This window comes from Aliiroseovarius sp. (assembly GCF_030148435.1).
In the GTDB taxonomy this organism is placed as follows: Bacteria; Pseudomonadota; Alphaproteobacteria; order Rhodobacterales; family Rhodobacteraceae; genus JASBTN01.
In genome coordinates this window covers 178,170-197,861 of the sequence record NZ_JASBTN010000081.1, presented here as the reverse complement: position 1 = coordinate 197,861, position 19,692 = coordinate 178,170, and the positions used below count along the sequence as shown (strand labels likewise).

Below are 19,692 nucleotides of genomic sequence, written 5' to 3'. Positions count from 1 at the left end.
CCGCGCCAATACCAAGGGGTCCGGTCATGATCATCTCGAACTCGAAAAACTATGTGCTAGTGAAAACCCGCAAGGTAGGCGGTACCTCGGTCGAGCTGAAGCTGTGTGACAGCCTTGAGGACGGCGATATCTCGACCTATCTCAAGGAACATACCGGCAAGACCAATTTCGACCGGCACGTGACCGAACTGACCACTCTACGCAAACCAGCTATCGGCCGCCGCCCCGTGCGCCTGTCGGAACATTGCCCGCTGACCCGCGCCTACCGCGCCTTCGGGCGGGATCTGGAAAACCACTTGGTGATCTCGATCGACCGGAACCCCTGGGACCTGGCGGTCTCGCATTATTTCTGGAAGACGCGCCGGTTCTATGACGCCAAGGCACTGCCAATCGAAGAACAGCGCGCGCGGTTCAAGAAATATGCCCTGACCTATTTCGCCCGCTCGTGGAAGCGCCACCTCTGGGGCTGGTACAAGCACCGGGAACTGTCGCACCGTGACCTTTACATGATCGACGGCGTATCGATGGTCGACCACATGCTGCGCTACGAGTGTCTGGAGGAGGACATGCAGGCGCTGGGCGACAGGATCGGACTGCCCGGCCTGTCGCTGGAAGGTGTGAACGCCAAACGAACCACGCGGCCCAAGAAGGGCCGCAGCTATCAGGATATGTATGACAAAGAGACCCGCGATCACGTGGCGCGCGTTGCGGCCTGGGAGATCGACGCCTACGGCTACGACTTCGAAGGACATAACACCCCGCGTTTCGAACCGGACCCGCGCCGCCATGCGGTAAAGGACGCCTGGTTCACCAAGCAGGGCGTGTGATCATGGATGTTGCCGTCATCACCTCGGTCCGCAACGACGACTTCTTCCTGGAGCGCTGGATCGACTATTACGGGTCGAACTTTGGACACAAGAACCTCTATGTGATTCTGGACGGTCAGGATCAGCCGACGCCGGACCATGCGCCCGAAGTGAACACCCTGACCATCCCGCGCAAACCGCTGGAGCGCGTGCCCGCGATGCGCCGCCGCGCCCGGCTGGTCTCGGATATCGCACGGGGTCTGTTCCGTTTCTATGACTGCGTGATTGCAGGCGACGTGGACGAATTCATCATCCCCGATCCAGACCAATTCCCGGACCTGAACGCTTTCGTCGCGGCGCACCAGAACACCACCCGCTCGATCTCGGGCCTGGGGCTGGACGTGGGGCAGCATATTCGGTTGGAGCCGGAGCTGGACCCGGCGCAGAAAATGCTGGACCAACGCCGGTTCGCGCATCTGTCCAGCCGCTATACCAAGCCTTCGATCAGCTACCAGCCCTGCACCTGGGGGTCGGGCTTTCACCGGATCAAGAGGCAGAACTTCCACATCTCGGACCAGCTCTACGGCTTCCACTTCGGGATGATCGACTACGCCCGCTCCACCGGCAAGACCGCCGACAAGGATCGCCTGGCAACAGGTTGGGGAGGACACCTGGAACGGCGCGAGCGGCTGTTCAAGATCATCGACCAAAGCACGCCCATGCCGGGCGATGACTATTTCTCCACCGCGCGCCGCTTGCAGACCTGGCGCCGCCCCTGGTTTGCCTGGAACAAACCCGCGATGATCAAGGGCGACCCGGTGGTGGAAATTCCCGAGCGCTTTCGCGGCATTATTTGATCCCGGCGACCTGTCCCAGCTTGGAATGCTTACCTGCAAAGGCACGGGATTCGGCCAGCACATTCTCCGGGCTCTGCCGGGTAAACGTCTGATAAATCGACCCTTCCCGCCCGCCACGCAGCACCAGAATCTTTGAGGGCCGCGCAATCGCCACCATGTTCAACCCGCGTTCGCAGGCCAGACGGGCAAAGCGCACATCGACGAATTTCTGGCTGGTCTCCATATCGGCAAAACCGGGCAGGTTTGCCCCCCGCACCAGCACCGTGCCAGTGCCCAGTTGGTCCACGTAACGCGGCTGATCCAACCCCTTGGCATAGTGGAACTGCTTGCGCGAGCGCAGGCTGCGCAGCTTGCCGAAGACACGACGGTAGATGGTGCCGTGCAGGCCCAGCACGTTCTGCTCCAACCCCAATATCTCGGCCTGTGACAGGAACTGCGCGACATAGCCCGGCGTGTAGTCCAGATCATCGTCGCACAGGAACACCAAGTCCTCCGGCGCCACCTCGGGCAGGAACTTGCCGGTATCCTTCGTGTCCGACGGTGGGATGATCGGCACCAGGTTGTCAACCTGCCCGGCCCAGGCGGGCGGTCCGTCGAACTCGTTGAACACCACACGCGGTTCGTCCACCTGTACGGCGATGGACCGTGCGGCATCTTCCGCAAATTCAACGCGGCCCGGGAAGGTGGCCATATGGGCGATGAGACGGGCCATGGTCGGCTCCCAGGCTGAATGAAGATCGCGCGCACCCTAGTGTCCTGCCCCGCGGGTCGCAAGCCGTCACGGGGTGATGCGCACCGGCCAGATCCTGTCAAGCCCGTCCAGTCCCTCCCGGATCAGTTCTGCCAACACCTCAAGGTCCACGTCCGCCAGCTTGTTGATATACAGACACGACTTCCCGCGTTTGTGTTTACCCAGCCGGTCCAGCAGCCCGCCGAAATCCTGGTACCCGGGCATGATGTAGAGCGACAGGGCCGATTTGCGCGGTGAAAACCCCGTGGCCAGGAAATCCCCTTCGCGACCCGAGGCATAGACACAGTGGTAGGCGCCGTAGCCGACGATCGATGCCCCCCACATTACTGGCGCGAACCCGGTCACGTCGCGAAACAGCCGATCCAGTACCACAGCATCCGCGCGACGGCGTTCAGGTTCAACCGCATCAAGGAAGGCCTGAACCGATGCCGTTGTGGGCTGGGTCTTGTTTGCGCTCATATCTTCAGCATGACTTTGCAATTTGCAAAGCGCAACCTGTCTTAAAACCTCACTTGACGTAAGGTCAATGAACTTGAATTCTGTTATGTTAAGGAGGCCCCATGCCGATTTCCTACACGATATTCCCTGACCAGCTACTCACTTATATTCATTACGCGGGCGTGGTTGATGCCGATCAGGTCTTGCGCGCTGCACGGGATTATGTGGCCGATCCGAATTTCTCGCCAAAGGCGACGGAGTTGGTAGATCTTCGCGAAATCACTGAATTCGACATGAGCTATCGCACCATGTCGAATATGGTCTACCGCTTGGGCAAACTGCATGAGGTCCACGGCCCGCCTGCGGCAAAACTGCTGCTGGCAGACAATGATCTGGCCTTCAGCATGGCAAGTTTGTTCGAAACCATCGTCAACGCAGCCAAGGGGCCACCGGTACACGTCATGCGCAGCGAGACCGAAGCCCTGCTGCGCCTTGGTCGTCCGGAACGGCGCATCGCCGAACTGCTGGCCGCCCCCTCCCCGCGCACGCGGGCTCAGGCGTAGCTGACCACCTCGAATTCAATCCCGTCTGCATCGTCGAAATAGAACCGCCGTCCGGGTTCGTAATCCGCATGGTTGCGCGGGGTGAAACCCAGCGCCTTGACCCGTGCCTCGGTGGCCTCGATGTCGTCGACCACAACGCCGATATGGTTGAGGCTGCCGACGGTTGTGTAACTGTTCGCAGCCTTTCTGTCGCCGCCCATCGAATAGACCGCCAAATATCCGTTCTTGTCGCCCACATGCACCGAGTAGCCCCCGCTGATCGCCGCGCCTTCCCAGCGGATGTGCCAGCCGAACAGGTCACACAGCATCGCCGCCGTGCGCTTGGGGTCGGTCACGGTGACGTTGACGTGTTCCAGATGTGCCATTGATTTTCCCTTCTTGCATAGATCTGATTCGAAGGTTCTAATTCCTCAAGTAAGCTTTAGGTCAAGAGGTGTTGAATGGCGCAGAAACCGATGATCTCGATCGGGCAGATGGCAGAGCGAACCGGGCTCGCCGTCTCTGCCATTCGCTATTATGAAACCGAGGGTCTGGTGCGTCCGATCCGCACCGCCGGCGGGCAGCGGCAGTTTCACCGCGCCGACATCCGCCGCCTGTCCTTCGTGCGCATCACCCAGCAGCTGGGCTTTACCATCGCCGAAATCCACGAACAGCTTTCCCGCCTGCCCGAAGGTCGCACGCCAAACAAACGCGACTGGGAGAGGCTGGCGCGAGGGTTCCGCGATGAGCTTGACCGGCGCATCGCCGCGATGGAAGCGCTGCGGGACAACCTGGACGGCTGCATCGGTTGCGGCTGTCTGAGCCTGCAGCGCTGCAAGCTCTACAACCCCGGGGACGGCGCGCGCAGGCTGGGGACCGGGCCCAGATACCTTTTGGGGGACCGGTCGGCGGATCTGGAGAACAGCCCGAATTGAGGATGTGCTACTGCGCGTCTCCGGACATGTCACGCCACCGGTTCACGATCGGATAACGCCGGTCCAGCCAGAAACTGCGCGGTGTCAGCCGCGTGCCCGGCGCCGATTGGAAACGCTTGTATTCCGAGATGAAAATCAGGTGCTCGACCTTCTTCACCGTCGCCTTGTCGAAGCCTTCCGCAACCAGCTCGGCCACCGATTTCTCGTCGTCGATCAGCCCTTCCAGAATTGCATCCAGCACGTCATAGGGCGGGAGTGAATCCTCGTCCTTCTGGTCCGGGCGCAGCTCGGCCGAGGGCGGCTTGTCGATGATCGAAACCGGGATCACCTCGCCATCCGGCCCCGCCATCCAGTCGCGGTGGTTGGCATTGCGCCAGCGGCACTGTTCGAAAACGCGCGACTTGTAGAGATCCTTGATCGGATTGTAGCCGCCGGACATGTCGCCATAGATCGTGGCATAGCCGACCGCGACCTCGGACTTGTTGCCGGTGGTCAGCAGCATGGCGCCGGTCTTGTTGGACAGGGCCATCAACAAGAGGCCGCGCAGGCGGGATTGAATGTTTTCCTCGGTGATGTCGGGCTCCAGCCCTTCAAAGAACGGGGCCAGCGTATTGGTGATGGCCTGACGCCCCTCGCTGATCGGCACGAAGTCATAGGCGCAGCCCAGGCGCGTGGCGATGTCCCTGGCGTCGTCCAGCGACCCCTGCGAGGTGTATTCGGACGGCAGCATGACGCAGCGCACGTTCTCCGCCCCCAGCGCATCCACGGCGATGGTCGCCACGATGGCCGAGTCGATCCCGCCGGACAGGCCCAGAAGCACCTTGCCGAAACCGGTCTTGCCGCAATAGTCGCGCAGGCTTTCCACCATCGCACGGTAGTCCTGTTCCCAGTCATCCGGCAGCGGCGCAAGATCGCCCTTGTCGATCCGCCAGCCATCGTCGGTGCGGGTCAGGTCCAGATGGGCCAGCGCCTCGTCGAACACCGGCAGGCGCAGGGCGAGCTCCCCGCCCGGGTTCAGCGCAAAGGTGCCGCCGTCGAAAACCTGATCATCCTGTCCGCCAACCATGTTCAAGTAGATCAGCGGCAGGCCGGTTTCGACCACGCGGGCCACCATTTGGTTCATGCGCACGTCGGTTTTGCCGCGGAAATAGGGTGATCCGTTGGGGATCAGCAGAAACTCCGCGCCGCTTTCCTCAAGCGTCTCGCAGACATCATCGGCATGCCAGGCGTCCTCGCAGATCGGTGTACCGATACGGATCGGACCGACCGAATAGGGGCCTTGCGGTTCGGCGGCGGCGAAATGGCGCACCTCGTCGAATACGGTCTCGTTCGGCAGGCGCTGCTTCAACACCCGGTGCGCGATCTTGCCACCCGACAGGATGTAATAGGCATTGTAGAGGTCGCTGCCATCGTGAAATGGCGCGCCGATGCCGATCACCGGCCCCTCGGCGCAATCTTCTGCCAGCGCCTCGACCGCGGCCATCGCGTCGCGGAAGAACTGCGGGCGCATCACCAGATCCTGGGTCTGGTAGCCGGTCACGAAAGCCTCGGGAAAGGCAATCATCGCAGCGCCGGCATCACGGGCCTCGATCCAGGCGGCGCGGGCCTTGTCGCAGTTGGCTTGAATGGCCCCTACAGTCGGGTTCAGCTGGGCCAGGGTCAGGCGGAAAGTGTCACTCATGCGCATATATCCTCTGCTCGCGCCAGATATAGCGGGTTTGCGCCGAGGGGGAAGGGGCTGCCCGCCCAAGTCGGGGGAAAACCGTTGTTTCATCTGCCTCTCTGACCTAGGCTGGCGCCGAAGGGCGCACCCGACAGCGAAGCGCCGAAAGATCAGTCAGGGTGAGGATGGATATGTCGCATCTGAAGGGGTGGACGAAGGCCGCCGTGATGGCCGTGGGCCTTGCAGGACTTGGCGCGCCGGGCATGGCGCAGGATCAGACCGGCGACGGTCAGTCGGGCATCAAACAATACGACGATGGCGGCATCTACGAAGGCACGTTCAGGGACGGTCTTCAGCATGGAGAGGGCACCCTGCGCCTGCCCTCGGGCTATGAATACACCGGGTCTTTCATCGAGGGCGAGATTCGCGGCCAGGGCGTGGCCCGCTTCCCCTCCGGCGCCGTCTACGAAGGCAGTTTCGTGAAGGGCAAGCCCGATGGGTTCGGCAAGATCACATTCGCCGACGGCGGCACCTATGAAGGTGACTGGAAGGACGGTGCGATCAATGGTGTCGGCCTGCGCATCTATGCCAACGGCGTGAAATACGAGGGCAGCTTCCGCGACGCCCAGCGCCACGGCCAGGGCCGGATGGAGGCGCCCTCGGGCTATGTCTATGAGGGAGACTGGGTGGGCGGCAAACGCGAAGGCCAGGGGCGCACCACCTTCCCCGACGGCTCGGTCTACGAAGGGGCCATGATCGGAGGCGAACGCGCCGGGCGCGGCACGCTGATCAGCCCGGACGGGATGAAATACGACGGCACCTGGGAAGGCGGCCGGATGCAGGGTCAGGGCGTGCTGACCCAGTCCAACGGTGATGTCTACACCGGCGCCTTCGCAAACGGCGAGCGCACCGGCACGGGGCGCCTGGTCTATGCCAATGGCGATATCTACGAAGGCGGCTTCGAGGCCGACCGGCGCCATGGCGAAGGCCGCGTGATCGGCGCAGACGGATTGGACTACCAGGGCAGCTGGGTCGCGGGCGTGATGGAAGGTCAGGGTGTTGTGAAATATCCCGACGGGTCGACCTACGAAGGCCAGTTCCGCGGCGGCCTGGCCGATGGGCAAGGCAAGATCGCCTATGCCGATGGCGGCACCTATGAAGGAGGCTGGGTTGGCGGCGTCATTCAGGGCGACGGCAGGGCGAGCTTTGCCGATGGCGCCACTTACGAGGGCAGCTTCGCCAATGCGACTTTCGAAGGCACGGGCAAGCTGACCTACCCGGACGGCTATGTGCAGGACGGCAGCTGGGTCGCGGGGCAACCCGAGGGTGAAGGCAAGTCCACCTTCGCCGACGGCTCGGTCTTCGAAGGCATGTTCAAGGCGGGCCAACGCCACGGTCGCGGCAAGCTGACCACGCCCGAGGGCTACGCCTATGACGGCGAGTGGCTGAACGGCGTGAAGACCGGCACTGGGGTCGAGACCTATGCAAACGGCGATGTCTACGAGGGCAATTTCCTGGACGGCAAACGTCACGGCCAGGGGAGCGTGCAATATGCCAACGGCACGCGCGCGTCCGGCACCTGGGAAGAGGGCATCCTGACCGAGGGTACGCAGGAGGAGGCCGGCTCGAACTGAGCCGCCCCCCGCCGAGGTTTCATCCGCAAACGGGGCGTTTCCGCCCATCGTCGATCATCAGGGACGGGCGCCTCTGGTTGGGCGTTGTGACATAGGCTTTGCCAAAAGCGCGCGAAGCAACCGCGGTGCAAAGCCCGCAAAAAACCTCTTTAACTCTGCGTCGCCGCAGCTATAGTCGCGGCCATGGCACCGCAGACGCATATCCCCAATTCGGCCCTCGTTTTCGCGGGCCTGAACGCGCTGCTTCTTCTTAGCCGCCTCTGAGCGTGCCGTTCGGCGCGACCGCTCAGAGGATGCATGCCCCCCGCGCCATATCCCCAACGGCTAAGAACAACGAAAGACCAGAGATATGACCAATTCCAAATCCGACCGCGTGTTGATCTTCGACACAACCCTGCGTGACGGCGAACAGAGCCCGGGCGCGACCATGACCCATGACGAGAAGCTCGAGATCGCCGAGATGCTGGACGAGATGGGCGTGGACATCATCGAGGCCGGGTTCCCGATCGCCTCGGAAGGCGATTTTCAGGCGGTCAGCGATATTGCCCGCCAGTCGAAGAATTCCACCATCTGCGGGCTGTCCCGCGCAAATTTCAAGGATATCGACCGCTGCGCCGAGGCCGTGCGCAAGGCCGCGCGCCCACGCATCCACACCTTCATCGGCACTTCGCCCCTGCACCGCGCCATTCCGAACCTGACCCGGGACGAGATGGCCGACCTGATCCACGAGACCGTCAGCCACGCGCGCAACCTGGTCGATGACGTGCAATGGTCGCCGATGGATGCGACCCGGACGGAACATGACTACCTGTGCCGGGTGATCGAGATCGCGATCAAGGCGGGGGCCACCACGATCAACATCCCCGACACCGTCGGCTACACCGCCCCGCGCGAAAGCGCCGACCTGATCAGGATGCTGATCGACCGCGTGCCGGGGGCGGATGAAATCACCTTCGCCACCCACTGCCATAACGACCTGGGCATGGCCACTGCCAACGCCCTGGCCGCGGTCGAGGCCGGCGCGCGTCAGATCGAATGCACCATCAACGGTCTGGGCGAGCGCGCCGGCAACACCGCGCTGGAAGAGGTCGTGATGGCCCTGAAGGTGCGCAATGACATCATGCCCTACAAGACCCAGGTGGACACGACGCGCATCATGGCCATCTCGCGTCGCGTGGCGCAGGTCTCGGGCTTTCCGGTGCAGTTCAATAAGGCGATCGTCGGCAAGAACGCCTTTGCACACGAAAGCGGCATTCATCAGGACGGCATGCTGAAGAACCCGGAAAACTTCGAGATCATGCGCCCCGAGGACATCGGCCTGGCCGGGACCTCGCTGCCGCTGGGCAAGCATTCGGGCCGCGCCGCGCTGAATGCCAAGCTGAAGGATCTGGGCTTCGACGTGGGCGACAACCAGCTGAAGGATGTTTTCGTACGGTTCAAGGAACTGGCGGACAGCAAGAAGGAAGTGTTCGACGACGACCTGATCGCGCTGATGACCGATGGCACGGACAGCGCCAATGACCGCGTCCAGGTCAAGTTCCTGCGCGTGATCTGCGGCACCGAGGCGCCGCAGTCGGCGGACCTGACGCTGGAAATCGACGGGGTGGATCATCAGAAAACCGCCACCGGTGATGGACCGGTGGACGCGACCTTCAACGCGATCAAGGGCCTGTTCCCGCATGAGGCGCGGCTGCAGCTCTACCAGGTACACGCTGTGACCGAGGGTACGGATGCCCAGGCCACGGTCTCGGTGCGCATGGAAGAAAGCGGCAAGATCGTCACTGGGCAAAGCTCGGACACGGACACGGTGGTGGCCTCGGCCAAAGCCTATGTGAACGCGCTGAACAACCTGCTGGTGCGCCGTGAAAAGACCAAGCCGGACGCGGTCTGAGCGCCACCGGTATCCGGTTGAAAATCACCGAAAAGCGCGGGCCCTCCTCGCGCTTTTCGCGTTTTTTAGAGGAAAAGTGAAACTGGCTACAGATTCCACATTTCGAACATTTCAGGTCAGTTAGAGGGCCAGATCTTACCACGGTTTTCAGTTTCTCAATAATCTTGGCCGATTTTGAAGCCGACTCCCACAGCCCATGCGCGGAAAGGTGCCGTTTTCGCGACCCTTGCCCCTTTTCCTGAAACCCGCCCCCGCCTATAACGACGCACGGTCCGCCTCCGGAGAGTCGCGGGCCTTTTGGCTATTGATAAGCGGGATATGCGGCACATGGCGGGTTTTGCGGGTTTGTTTTCATCGGATATGGCGATCGACCTGGGAACGGCGAACACGCTGGTCTACGTGAAGGGCAAGGGGGTCATCCTGAATGAGCCCTCCGTAGTCGCCTATCATGTCAAGGACGGTCAGAAAAAGGTGCTCGCGGTGGGTGAGGACGCCAAGCTGATGCTGGGCCGCACCCCCGGTTCGATCGAGGCAATCCGCCCGATGCGCGAAGGGGTCATTGCCGACTTCGACTCGGCGGAAGAGATGATCAAACACTTCATCCGCAAGGTCCACAAGCGCACCACCTTTTCGAAGCCCAAGATCATCGTCTGCGTGCCCCATGGCGCGACCCCGGTCGAAAAACGCGCGATCCGCACCTCAGTGATGAGCGCGGGAGCCCGTCGTGCCGGCCTGATCGCCGAACCCATTGCCGCGGCAATCGGCGCGGGCATGCCGATCACCGACCCGACCGGCTCGATGGTCGTGGACATCGGCGGCGGCACCACCGAAGTCGCGGTCCTGTCGCTGGGCGACATCGTCTACGCGCGTTCGGTGCGCGTCGGCGGCGACCGCATGGACGAAGCGATCATCTCCTATCTGCGCCGCCAACAGAATATCCTGATCGGCGAAAGCACCGCCGAACGCATCAAGACCTCGATTGGAACCGCGCGGATGCCCGACGACGGGCGCGGCGCGTCGATGCAGATCCGCGGCCGAGACCTTCTGAACGGTGTGCCCAAGGAAACCGACATTACCCAGGCCCAGGTGGCCGAGGCCCTGGCCGAACCGGTGCAGCAGATTTGCGAGGCGGTGATGACCGCTCTGGAAACCACCCCGCCGGACCTGGCCGCCGACATCGTCGACCGCGGTGTCATGCTGACCGGTGGCGGCGCCCTGCTGGGCGAGCTGGACCTGGCCCTGCGCGAGCAGACCGGCCTGTCGATCTCGGTCGCGGACGAAAGCCTGAATTGTGTGGCTTTGGGCACCGGCAAGGCGCTGGAATACGAAAAGCAGCTGCGCCACGTGATCGACTACGACAGCTGATCCCAACCTGATTCTCCGCGGCGGGAGGCCCGATGGCACGCGACCGAGGTCAGAGCGAAGAATACACCCGCCCGATCCGGCGCATTCTGGTCGGGATTCTGATGCTGTTCCTGATCGGCCTGTTCCTGCTCTGGCGTATCGACAGCCCGCGTGTGGAACGGCTGCGGGCAAACCTGGTAGACCGGGTGGTGCCCAGTTTCGAATGGGCGCTGGTGCCTGTCACCAGGGTGTCCCAGATGATCGAGGGCTTCCAAAGCTACGCGCGCATCTACGAACAGAACCAGGAGCTGCGCCGCGAGCTTCAGCAGATGAAGGCCTGGAAAGAGGCCGCGACCCAGCTCGAACAGGAAAACGCCCGCCTTCTGGACCTGAACAACGTGCGCCTGGATGCGCGCCTGTCCTACGTTTCCGGCGTGGTGCTGGCCGATAGCGGCTCCCCTTTCCGCCAGTCGGTCCTCTTGAACATCGGCAAACGGGACGGGGTGCTGGACGGCTGGGCGGCAATGGACGGGATCGGCCTGGTGGGCCGGATTTCCGGCGTCGGCAACCAGACCAGCCGGGTCATCCTGCTGACCGATACCAACTCGCGCATTCCGGTGACGATTCAGCCCTCGGGTCAACGCGCCCTGATGGTCGGGGACAATACCATCTTTCCACCCATCGACTTCATCGAATTGCCTGACCTGGTCCGCCCGGGCGACCGGGTGGTCAGCTCCGGCGACGGCGGCGTCTTCCCCGCCGGCCTGCTGGTCGGCCACGTGGCCCAGGGCAATGACCGGCGCCTTCGGGTGCGGTTGGCGGCCGATTATGAACGGCTGGAGTTCCTGCGCGTGCTGCGCAGCCACGGGACCGAAGCAGTGACCGACCCCGGTGCCCTTGTAGTCACGAACCCGCTACCGCCCCAACCCGCCGCTCCCGGCCCCGAGCCCGAGGAGGGTGACGGATGATCGACCGGCTGACCCTGCATCGCTGGCTTTACGCCCTGTTGCTGCTGGCGCTCTGTTCGTTGGTGATCTTTGCCCGCCTTCTGCCGCTGGAACCCGGCCCCAGCCGTTTTCCCGGCCCCGACGTGATTCTGGCACTGAGCGCGGCCTGGGTGATGCGACGGCCGGACTACGTGCCGGTCCTGCTGATCGCCATGGTGCTGCTTTTGACCGACATGCTGTTCCAGCGCCCGCCCGGCCTGCATACTGCGCTGGTCGTGCTGGCGTTTGAATTCCTGCGCCGCCGCGAGACGCATATGCGCGACCTGCCCTTCGCGGCGGAATGGGCCATGGTCGCCGTGGCCCTGAGCGCGGTCCTGGTGGTCGAGCGCATGGTTCTGGGCCTGTTCTTCATCGACCGGGTCGGCGTCGGGCTGTCGGTCATGCGCCTGCTCATGACGGTGGCCATCTACCCGCTCGTTGTGCTGCTGTCGGCCAGCCTGTTCGGTGTGCGCCGCATCACGGCAGCCGAGGCCGAAGCCATGCGCCGACAGGCCGCGACATGAGGCGCGCGCCCCAGGATACCGAACGCTCGGTGCGCCTGATTTCGCGCCGGGGCCTGCTTGTCGGCGGGCTCCAGCTGGGCTTTGCCGGGGTGCTGCTGGGCCGCATGCGCTACCTTCAGGTCGATCAGGCCGACCGCTATCGCACGCTGGCCGAGGAAAACCGCATCGCTTTCGAATTGCTCCCGCCCGCGCGCGGGCTGATCTTCGACCGCAAGGGGGTGCTTCTGGCAGGCAATGAACAGACCTACCGCGTGGTCATGGTCGGCGAGGACGTCGGCGATGCCGAGGCAGTAACCCAACATCTGGGCCGCCTTTTGCGCCTCGACTCCACGGACCTGGCTGAGGCGCTGGAACAGGCCAGGCGCAAGCCCGCCGACCCGATCACCATCGCCGATCGCGTCACCTGGGAGGAGCTGTCGCGCGTGGCCGTGAACGCCCCCGCCCTGCCCGGCATCCGGCCAGAGGTGGGCCTCAGCCGCGTCTACCCGCTGGACACTGACTTCGCTCACGTGGTGGGCTATGTCGGGCGGGTATCGGACTATGACCTCAACCGGCTTGATGATCAGGATCCGCTGCTGCGCCTGCCACGGTTCCAGATCGGCAAGATCGGGGTGGAGAACAAGGCCGAAAGCGACCTGCGCGGGAAGGCGGGCACGCGGGAGGTGGAAAAGAACGTCTTTGGCCGCATCATGCGCGAGCTCAACCGCGAAGAAGGCATCGCGGGCGCCAACGTCCAGCTGACAGTAAACCATGCGCTGCAGAACTTCGTGCAGGCGCGACTGGCGGGCGAAAGCGCCGCTGCCGTGGTCATGGACACAGTTACGGGAGACATCCTGGCGCTCGGATCGGCCCCGACCTATGACCCGAACAAGTTCGTGCACGGCATTTCGGTCGGCGATTACAAGGCGTTGAACGAAGACCCCTATCGCCCGCTCTTCAACAAATCCACCTCCGGCCTCTACCCGCCCGGTTCGACCTTCAAGATGGCCACGGTGCTGGCCGCGCTCGAAGCCGAGCTGATCACTCCGGAAGAACAGATCAACTGCGTCGGTTTTATCGAGTTGCACGATCGCAGGTTCCACTGCTGGAAACGGTCGGGTCACGGGCGTACGGACCTGATCAAATCGCTGCGCGAAAGCTGTGATGTCTATTACTACGAACTGGCCCAACGCGTGGGCATTGACCGGATTTCCGAGATGGGCCGGCGTCTTGGCCTGGGGACCCGGCACGATCTGCCCCTGACCGGAATTGTCAGCGGGGTCATGCCCACCAAAGCCTGGAAGCTGGAAAGCGGCAAGGGCGATTGGGTTGTTGGCGACAGCCTGAACGCCGCGATCGGCCAGGGCTTCGTGCTGACAACGCCGCTGGAACTGGCGGTGATGACCGCACGTATTGCGTCCGGCAATGCGATCGAACCGCGCCTGATCCGGTCGGTGGACGGGGTTGAGACCCCAGTTCGCGGCGCCACCCCCTTGGAAGGCATCAACCCCGAGCACCTCGCCCTCGCCCGTGACGGCATGTTCGAAGTGGTGAACGCGCCGCGTGGCACGGCGGGCAGTTCGCGCATTGTGGCCGAGGGTCTGCGCATGGCAGGCAAGACCGGCACCAGCCAGGTGCGCAACATCACCACCGCCGAACGTGCGCGCGGCGTGATCAGCAACGAGGATCTGCCCTGGGGTCGGCGCGACCACGCACTCTTTGTCTGCTACGCGCCATTCGACGCCCCCCGCATTGCCGTGGCCGTGGTTGTCGAACATGGCGGAGGCGGCTCGACAGTCGCGGCCCCGATCGCGCGCGATATCCTGCTGCAAGCCCACTACGACGCCCTGCCCCCTCTCTCCGCCTACCCGTCTTCGCAGCGCGGTACGATCCGGTCGCGTTTCGAGAAGCTCGAGTTGCGCGAACCGCAGGCTCCGACGGAAGGGAGGGCCCGGTCGTGAGCTACCTTGAATACAAGGTCAAACACGTGCCCACCGGGCTGCGCAAAGTGCTCTATATCAACTGGGTGCTGGTGCTCTTGGTCTCGGCGGTGAGCAGCGTCGGCTTTCTGATGCTCTATTCGGTCGCGGGGGGGAATTTCGACCTCTGGGCCCGCCCGCAGATGGAGCGTTTCGCCCTGGGCATGGTGCTCATGTTCATCACCGCCATGGTGCCGATCTGGTTCTGGCGTAACATGGCGGGACTGGCGTATCTGGTCGGGCTGGCCTTGCTGGTTCTGGTCGAACTTGTGGGCGCCAGCGGCATGGGCGCACAGCGCTGGATCGACCTGGGCTTCATGCGCCTGCAACCCTCCGAGCTTATGAAGATCGCCATGGTGATGCTTCTGGCAGCCTATTACGACTGGCTGGACGTCAGCAAGGTCTCGCGCCCGCTCTGGGTCGCCCTTCCGCTGATCCTGATCGTGATCCCCACCGCCCTGGTGCTGCGTCAGCCGGACCTGGGCACCTCGATCCTGCTGGTGGCAGGTGGAGGCACCGTCATGCTGCTGGCCGGTGTCAGCCTGTGGTACTTCGCCGTGGTGATCACCGGGGGCGTCGGGCTGGTCACTGCGGTGATCCTGTCCCGTGGCACGGAATGGCAGCTTTTGAACAACTATCAGTACCGGCGGATCGACACGTTTCTGGATCCGGCCAGCGATCCCCTGGGGGCGGGCTACAACATCACCCAGTCGAAGATCACGCTGGGCTCCGGCGGCTGGACCGGCAAGGGGTTCATGCAGGGCACACAGTCGCGGCTAAACTTCATCCCCGAGAAACACACGGATTTCATCTTCACCACGCTGGCCGAGGAGTTCGGCTTCGTGGGCGCGGCAAGCCTGCTGGCGCTCTATGTGCTGATCCTCTTTTTCTGCGTCGTGTCGGCCTTGCAGAACCGCGACCGGTTCTCGTCGCTGCTGATCCTGGGCATCGCGATGACGTTTTTCCTGTTCTTCGCGGTGAACATGGCCATGGTAATGGGGCTGGCCCCGGTGGTCGGCGTGCCGCTGCCGCTGGTCAGCTATGGCGGCTCGGCCATGCTGGTGCTGCTGCTTGGCTTCGGACTGGTTCAAAGCGCCCATGTGCACAGGGCCAGACAGAAGTGAGGGTTAGATGATCAACGTGCTGTTCTCCGCCCGACCGGAGCGCTGGGAGACCTACGAGGCACCGCTGAGGGCGGCCTTTGCCCAGGCCGGCCTGGACATAAACCTTTCCACCGATGTGCCACCGGCCGAGGTCGATTACATCATCTACGCCCCGAACGGGCCTGTTGCCGATTTCGCCCCCTTTACCCGCGCCAAAGGCGTGCTGAGCCTCTGGGCCGGGGTCGAAAAGATTGTCGGCAACACCAGCCTGACCCAGCCCCTGACCCGCATGGTCGACGAGGGTCTGGCCGAGGGCATGGTGGAATGGGTCGCCGGTCATGTGTTGCGCTATCACCTCGACATGGACCGGGACATCTGCCGCCGGAATACCGCCTGGCAGGTGCACATTCCGCCACTGGCCCGCGACCGCAGGATCGGCGTGCTGGGCATGGGGGAATTGGGCACGGCCTGCGCGCGGGCCCTGGCCGGGCTGAACTTCGATGTAGCGGGCTGGAGCCGCTCGCCCAAATCGGTCGCGGGCGTGACCTGCCACCATGGAGATGACGGGCTGGAGGCGGTTCTGGCGCATTCGGACATCCTGGTGCTGCTCCTGCCCGCGACACCCGCGACCGAGAGCATCCTGAACGCGCACAGCCTTGCGATGCTGCCGACGGGCGCACGGATCGTGAACCCCGGACGCGGGGAACTGATTGACGACGACGCCCTGCTGGACGCGCTGAACACCGGGCATATCGCCCATGCCACGCTGGACGTCTTCCGCATCGAGCCCCTGCCCGACGACCATCCCTATTGGGCGCATTCGAATGTGACGGTCACACCGCACATCGCCTCGGAAACCCGCCCGGGCACGGCGGCCAAGGTGATTGCCGAGAATATTCGGCGCGGTGAGGCGGGGGAACCGTTTCTGTATCTCGTGGATCGAAAAGCCGGCTATTGACCCCTTGCCGGGGCCGCGCTGGCATCTTATATTCTAAAAACCAGATATTAAATATGGAACGGAGCCGTCACATGTCCGACAGCGTAAAGATGACCTGCCTCGAATGTGGCGCGGTGAACCGTTTGCCGGTGGCCAAGCTGGGCGCTGGTCCGAAATGCGGCACCTGCGGCGGGCGGATGAATGACGGCAAGGTACGCGCGCTGGACCCGGCCACCCTGGCCAAGGCCGCGAAGATGGATCAGACGCCCCTGCTCGTGGATTTCTGGGCCCCCTGGTGCGGTCCCTGCCGCGCCATGGCGCCGGCCTTTTCCCAGGCCGCACAGAGCCTCGCGCCGCATGCCCGCTTCGCCAAGATCAACACCGAGGACCACCCCAAAGTCTCGCAGAAAAACAACATTCGCGGCATCCCTGCGCTGATCCTCTACCAGAATGGCCGCGAGGTCGCGCGGCAGGCCGGGGCCATGCCCGCCCACGCGATCGAGGCCTTCATCAAGTCCAACGCGAAAATGCCCCACTAAGTCGCGACAACCGCTTGACTTCCCCGCCGCGCAGGGGCAAATACCCCCCCGATGGGGCCGTAGCTCAGTTGGGAGAGCGCGTCGTTCGCAATGACGAGGTCGTCGGTTCGATCCCGATCGGCTCCACCAAAATCTTTCCGTTTCAGTCAGACCTCCGGGCAACGCACCTGTGCTTTCCCTTCACTTTGCCCTTCTGAGGCATTTGACAGGCCCCATGGGGGCGGGGTTAGGCTGGGGGAAATCGATTTGTTTCAACCATGGCGATTGGGGGCCGGGACAACCGCCCTGCTCCCGGATTGGGAGGATCCATGAGACCGATTGCCCAACTTTTACGGTATTTCGGGCCCGCACCCCTATTGGCTGCCGGGCTTGCTCTGCTCGGCCAGAACGCCGATGCCCAGGAGACCGGTGCCATCGCCCGCGTCGATCTGAACGTGCGGACCGGGCCTGGCACCAGCTACGGTGTCGTCGACACTCTGGATGCAGGGGAACGAGTCGAGGTGATCGAATGCCAGCGCGACCGCTGGTGCTATGTGAACCAGGACGGGCCGAACGGCTGGGTCAGCTCGAGCTATCTGGAGGTTGCCCCGGCGGACAGCAGCGCCGGGCGCGATTGCCGCCTTGAGCTGTCCTTCGACAGCGATCGCCCTCGTTTGAGCGTCGTCTGCGAAAGCCCGGAACCACCAGCCGAACCGCTTCCCACCCCAAGCGAGGATCTGGCTTGTTTCTATGACGGCGCCGGGTTCTCCGGTGCACATTTCTGCCTGGGAGGCGGGCGGTTCGACCGTCTGGACAACGGGTTCAACAACCGGATCAGCGCCATCCGCATCGAAGGCGACGCCCGCGCACGGGTCTGTTCCGAGCCGAACCAGCGTGGCTTCTGCTGGGTCGTCAACTCGGACGTGGCCACGCTTGGCCCACTGGCCGATAACCGGATCTCATCCCTGGCGGTCTACACCACCTGGTGGGGGGGAGGCGGAGATCCCACACCGCCACCGGCCCCCGTCCCCCCCCGTTTGCGCACCTACTCCACCGGTCAGCTCTCGGTCGATGGCACATGGATGTTCGATCTGGACGAGGGGGACGTAACCACCGAGGGCGCGGATTTCTGGTACAGGGTCATCAACAGCAGCACACGGCGCCTGGTGCCGCGCAACGGTGCGCAGATCGCTCTGGGCGACGGGTCCAATCGCGGCTTTGACGGCTGCCGGCGCGGCGCCTTCTCGAACCGGCCCGTCAACATGAGCCGGCTGACCGTCGGCACCTATGTCTGCGTGAAGACCAGCGAAGGGCGGATCAGCCAATTCCGCGTGAACGGGTATTCCGGTCGCACCATGCGTATCGGCTATACAACCTGGGAGGGCTGATCCTCATCCCACGCCCTTGTGATTGCACGTCGCGATTTCCTATCTCCCGCGTCCGTCTGTTATCAGGGCGACGCCACGTGCCGTTACGGCGGGCGCGGACTTGCAGGCAATTTTCAAATGACATGATTTTAGTCAAGGCCCGCCTGCGCCCCCTGTGTTTTTGCTCTCGCGTGATTTGCAACGCGAAAGGACCAACGCGATGAGCTGGAACGACAAGTTTGTCGCCCTCAAAGACCAGGTGCGCGGGATGAAGGGCGCCAACCCCGAGGCGACCACGGCTTTTCAGGGGATCGGCAAAGCGGTGAAGGCAGGTGGCGCGGTCGACTTCAAGACCAAGGAATTCGTCGCCCTGGGCATCGCCGTCGCCACCAGATGCGAGGCCTGCATCATGTTCCACATCGACGCCCTGATCCGCGCTGGCGCCACCCGCGAAGAGATCGCCGATGTGCTGGGCATGTGCATCCAGATGGGCGGCGGCCCGGGCCTGATGTATGCCTCCAAGGCGCTGGAATGCTACGACGAGCTTTCGGTCAGGGCCGCTGCCGTCCCGGCCTGACGAAGCGCGGCCAGGCCGGTCAGAACCGGCGCTATCTGCCCTGAACGCCGCGCGAATAACACGTGGCAGGGCAGGTGCAGTTCCGGGGCGCCCACGACGGGGTAAAGCCCTCGCACCCCGGCCACCATGGCGGCGGGGAAATAGCCGATCCCCCCACGTTTCAGCAAATAATCCAGCCCCATCCGGGCCGAGCCCAAAACGATATGCTGACGCGCCTCTGCCGGGATCACCGCCTGCCACCCGGCGGTATAGGCCGCGCCGAGTTCGAGGTTGATGAACAGGGGCGCACCCTCGCCCAAAGCGCGGGGCTGATCCGAGACCAGGACCAGCACATCATCTGCCAGACGTTCGCCCCCCAGCCCCGGCACGGGCTCGGGCGCCAGGGCGATGTCCAGAAGCCCCTGGCGCACGGCCTCTCCCATATCCAGGCTGTGGTCGAAGTTCAGCGTCAATGGTACTTGCCCCTGCGCCCTTTCCAACCACACCGCCAGATCGACCAGCACCCCGTCCCAGATCGACAGCTGGGTGCCCAGGCGCAAGGCAGCCCGGTTGCCGGCAAGTCCGTTCTGCACCGCCTCCCAACTGCGCAACATCTGTTCGGCATGGGGCAGAAGCTGCTGCCCCGATGGGCTCAACCGCGCCCCGGCGGGCCCGCGATCGAACAGGCTGACGCCCAGCGCCCGCTCCAGGGTGCGAATGCGCGCGGACACGGCCGTTTGCGTCACGTTCTGCTCGCGGGCTGCAGCATGGAAACTGCCCCCCCGTGCAATGGCCAGAAAGGTTTCAAGCGCGTCAATTTGCATGTGAGCAGTTTTCTATATCACAGCGAGCAATTCAATTCTCTTTTCTGCTCACATCCAC

Annotated in this window: 20 protein-coding genes and 1 tRNA gene; 16 read left to right on the top strand and 5 right to left on the bottom strand. The window is 63.5% G+C overall.

The window, feature by feature from the left end:
- Window positions 1-26: 26 nt before the first annotated feature.
- Together Q1V43_RS15730 and Q1V43_RS15725 are read left to right on the top strand one after the other, a co-directional pair.
- Window positions 27-827 (top strand): hypothetical protein, encoded by an 801-nt coding sequence (locus Q1V43_RS15730; protein WP_300520062.1) that lies wholly within the window; start codon window positions 27-29, stop codon window positions 825-827.
- Window positions 828-829: 2 nt separating this feature from the next.
- Complete coding sequence (locus Q1V43_RS15725) at window positions 830-1,663, top strand: glycosyltransferase family 2 protein (protein ID WP_300520060.1); 834 nt, start codon at window positions 830-832, stop codon at window positions 1,661-1,663.
- On the opposite strand, the gene Q1V43_RS15720 is transcribed toward Q1V43_RS15725, so the two are convergent.
- On the bottom strand, window positions 1,656-2,375 hold the full coding sequence (locus tag Q1V43_RS15720; protein ID WP_300520058.1) for a hypothetical protein: 720 nt from the start codon (window positions 2,373-2,375) through the stop codon (window positions 1,656-1,658). The two genes, Q1V43_RS15725 and Q1V43_RS15720, sit on opposite strands and share 8 nt — an antisense overlap.
- 66 nt (window positions 2,376-2,441) lie before the next feature.
- Entirely contained in the window at window positions 2,442-2,873 is a 432-nt protein-coding gene (locus Q1V43_RS15715) for a DUF1801 domain-containing protein (protein ID WP_300520055.1), read from the bottom strand.
- A 101-nt stretch (window positions 2,874-2,974) separates the two neighbouring features.
- Between Q1V43_RS15715 and Q1V43_RS15710 the strand changes: the two genes are divergently transcribed.
- Window positions 2,975-3,415: a hypothetical protein gene (locus Q1V43_RS15710; protein WP_300520052.1), complete on the top strand. Its 441-nt coding sequence runs from the start codon at window positions 2,975-2,977 to the stop codon at window positions 3,413-3,415.
- Here the strand turns inward: Q1V43_RS15710 and Q1V43_RS15705 are convergent.
- Complete coding sequence (locus Q1V43_RS15705; RefSeq protein WP_300520049.1) at window positions 3,406-3,780, bottom strand: VOC family protein; 375 nt, start codon at window positions 3,778-3,780, stop codon at window positions 3,406-3,408. The genes Q1V43_RS15710 and Q1V43_RS15705 overlap by 10 nt on opposite strands.
- 75 nt (window positions 3,781-3,855) lie before the next feature.
- Between Q1V43_RS15705 and soxR the strand changes: the two genes are divergently transcribed.
- On the top strand, window positions 3,856-4,329 hold the full coding sequence (gene soxR / locus Q1V43_RS15700; RefSeq protein ID WP_300520046.1) for a redox-sensitive transcriptional activator SoxR: 474 nt from the start codon (window positions 3,856-3,858) through the stop codon (window positions 4,327-4,329).
- Window positions 4,330-4,336: 7 nt separating this feature from the next.
- Here the strand turns inward: soxR and Q1V43_RS15695 are convergent, their stop codons facing one another.
- Window positions 4,337-6,010, bottom strand: a complete 1,674-nt coding sequence (locus tag Q1V43_RS15695) for an NAD+ synthase (RefSeq protein WP_300520044.1) — start codon at window positions 6,008-6,010, stop codon at window positions 4,337-4,339.
- Between the two features lie 173 nt (window positions 6,011-6,183).
- On the opposite strand from Q1V43_RS15695, the gene Q1V43_RS15690 reads away from it, so the two are divergent.
- The 12 genes from Q1V43_RS15690 to Q1V43_RS15635 all read left to right on the top strand — a co-directional run bounded on the left by Q1V43_RS15690 (window position 6,184) and on the right by Q1V43_RS15635 (window position 18,831).
- Complete coding sequence (locus Q1V43_RS15690) at window positions 6,184-7,626, top strand: 2-isopropylmalate synthase (RefSeq protein ID WP_300520042.1); 1,443 nt, start codon at window positions 6,184-6,186, stop codon at window positions 7,624-7,626.
- Between the two features lie 349 nt (window positions 7,627-7,975).
- The gene (locus tag Q1V43_RS15685) at window positions 7,976-9,517 is read left to right on the top strand and encodes a 2-isopropylmalate synthase (protein WP_300520041.1); all 1,542 of its coding nucleotides are present in this window, start codon (window positions 7,976-7,978) and stop codon (window positions 9,515-9,517) included.
- A 327-nt stretch (window positions 9,518-9,844) separates the two neighbouring features.
- Window positions 9,845-10,882 carry a rod shape-determining protein gene (locus Q1V43_RS15680; RefSeq protein WP_300520039.1) on the top strand — a complete coding sequence of 346 codons (1,038 nt, stop codon included), beginning with the start codon at window positions 9,845-9,847 and terminating at the stop codon, window positions 10,880-10,882.
- Window positions 10,883-10,914: 32 nt separating this feature from the next.
- Window positions 10,915-11,829 carry a rod shape-determining protein MreC gene (gene mreC / locus Q1V43_RS15675; RefSeq protein WP_300520037.1) on the top strand — a complete coding sequence of 305 codons (915 nt, stop codon included), beginning with the start codon at window positions 10,915-10,917 and terminating at the stop codon, window positions 11,827-11,829.
- Window positions 11,826-12,371: a rod shape-determining protein MreD gene (locus Q1V43_RS15670; RefSeq protein ID WP_300520034.1), complete on the top strand. Its 546-nt coding sequence runs from the start codon at window positions 11,826-11,828 to the stop codon at window positions 12,369-12,371. Before mreC ends, Q1V43_RS15670 begins: the two co-directional genes overlap by 4 nt.
- Window positions 12,368-14,311 (top strand): penicillin-binding protein 2, encoded by a 1,944-nt coding sequence (mrdA, locus tag Q1V43_RS15665; RefSeq protein WP_300520031.1) that lies wholly within the window; start codon window positions 12,368-12,370, stop codon window positions 14,309-14,311. The genes Q1V43_RS15670 and mrdA overlap by 4 nt, the downstream gene beginning before the upstream one ends.
- Window positions 14,308-15,453 (top strand): rod shape-determining protein RodA, encoded by a 1,146-nt coding sequence (rodA, locus tag Q1V43_RS15660; RefSeq protein WP_300520028.1) that lies wholly within the window; start codon window positions 14,308-14,310, stop codon window positions 15,451-15,453. Before mrdA ends, rodA begins: the two co-directional genes overlap by 4 nt.
- A gap of 7 nt (window positions 15,454-15,460) precedes the next feature.
- The gene (locus tag Q1V43_RS15655) at window positions 15,461-16,390 is read left to right on the top strand and encodes a glyoxylate/hydroxypyruvate reductase A (RefSeq protein WP_300520025.1); all 930 of its coding nucleotides are present in this window, start codon (window positions 15,461-15,463) and stop codon (window positions 16,388-16,390) included.
- A gap of 71 nt (window positions 16,391-16,461) precedes the next feature.
- Entirely contained in the window at window positions 16,462-16,908 is a 447-nt protein-coding gene (trxC, locus tag Q1V43_RS15650; protein ID WP_300520021.1) for a thioredoxin TrxC, read from the top strand.
- Between the two features lie 53 nt (window positions 16,909-16,961).
- Window positions 16,962-17,037: transfer RNA gene (locus tag Q1V43_RS15645), tRNA-Ala, on the top strand.
- A 179-nt stretch (window positions 17,038-17,216) separates the two neighbouring features.
- Window positions 17,217-18,275 (top strand): SH3 domain-containing protein, encoded by a 1,059-nt coding sequence (locus tag Q1V43_RS15640; protein ID WP_300520018.1) that lies wholly within the window; start codon window positions 17,217-17,219, stop codon window positions 18,273-18,275.
- A 199-nt stretch (window positions 18,276-18,474) separates the two neighbouring features.
- Entirely contained in the window at window positions 18,475-18,831 is a 357-nt protein-coding gene (locus Q1V43_RS15635) for a carboxymuconolactone decarboxylase family protein (protein WP_300520015.1), read from the top strand.
- Here Q1V43_RS15635 and Q1V43_RS15630 read toward each other — a convergent pair.
- Complete coding sequence (locus Q1V43_RS15630) at window positions 18,789-19,634, bottom strand: LysR family transcriptional regulator (protein WP_300520013.1); 846 nt, start codon at window positions 19,632-19,634, stop codon at window positions 18,789-18,791. The genes Q1V43_RS15635 and Q1V43_RS15630 overlap by 43 nt on opposite strands.
- Between the last annotated feature and the right edge of the window lie 58 nt (window positions 19,635-19,692).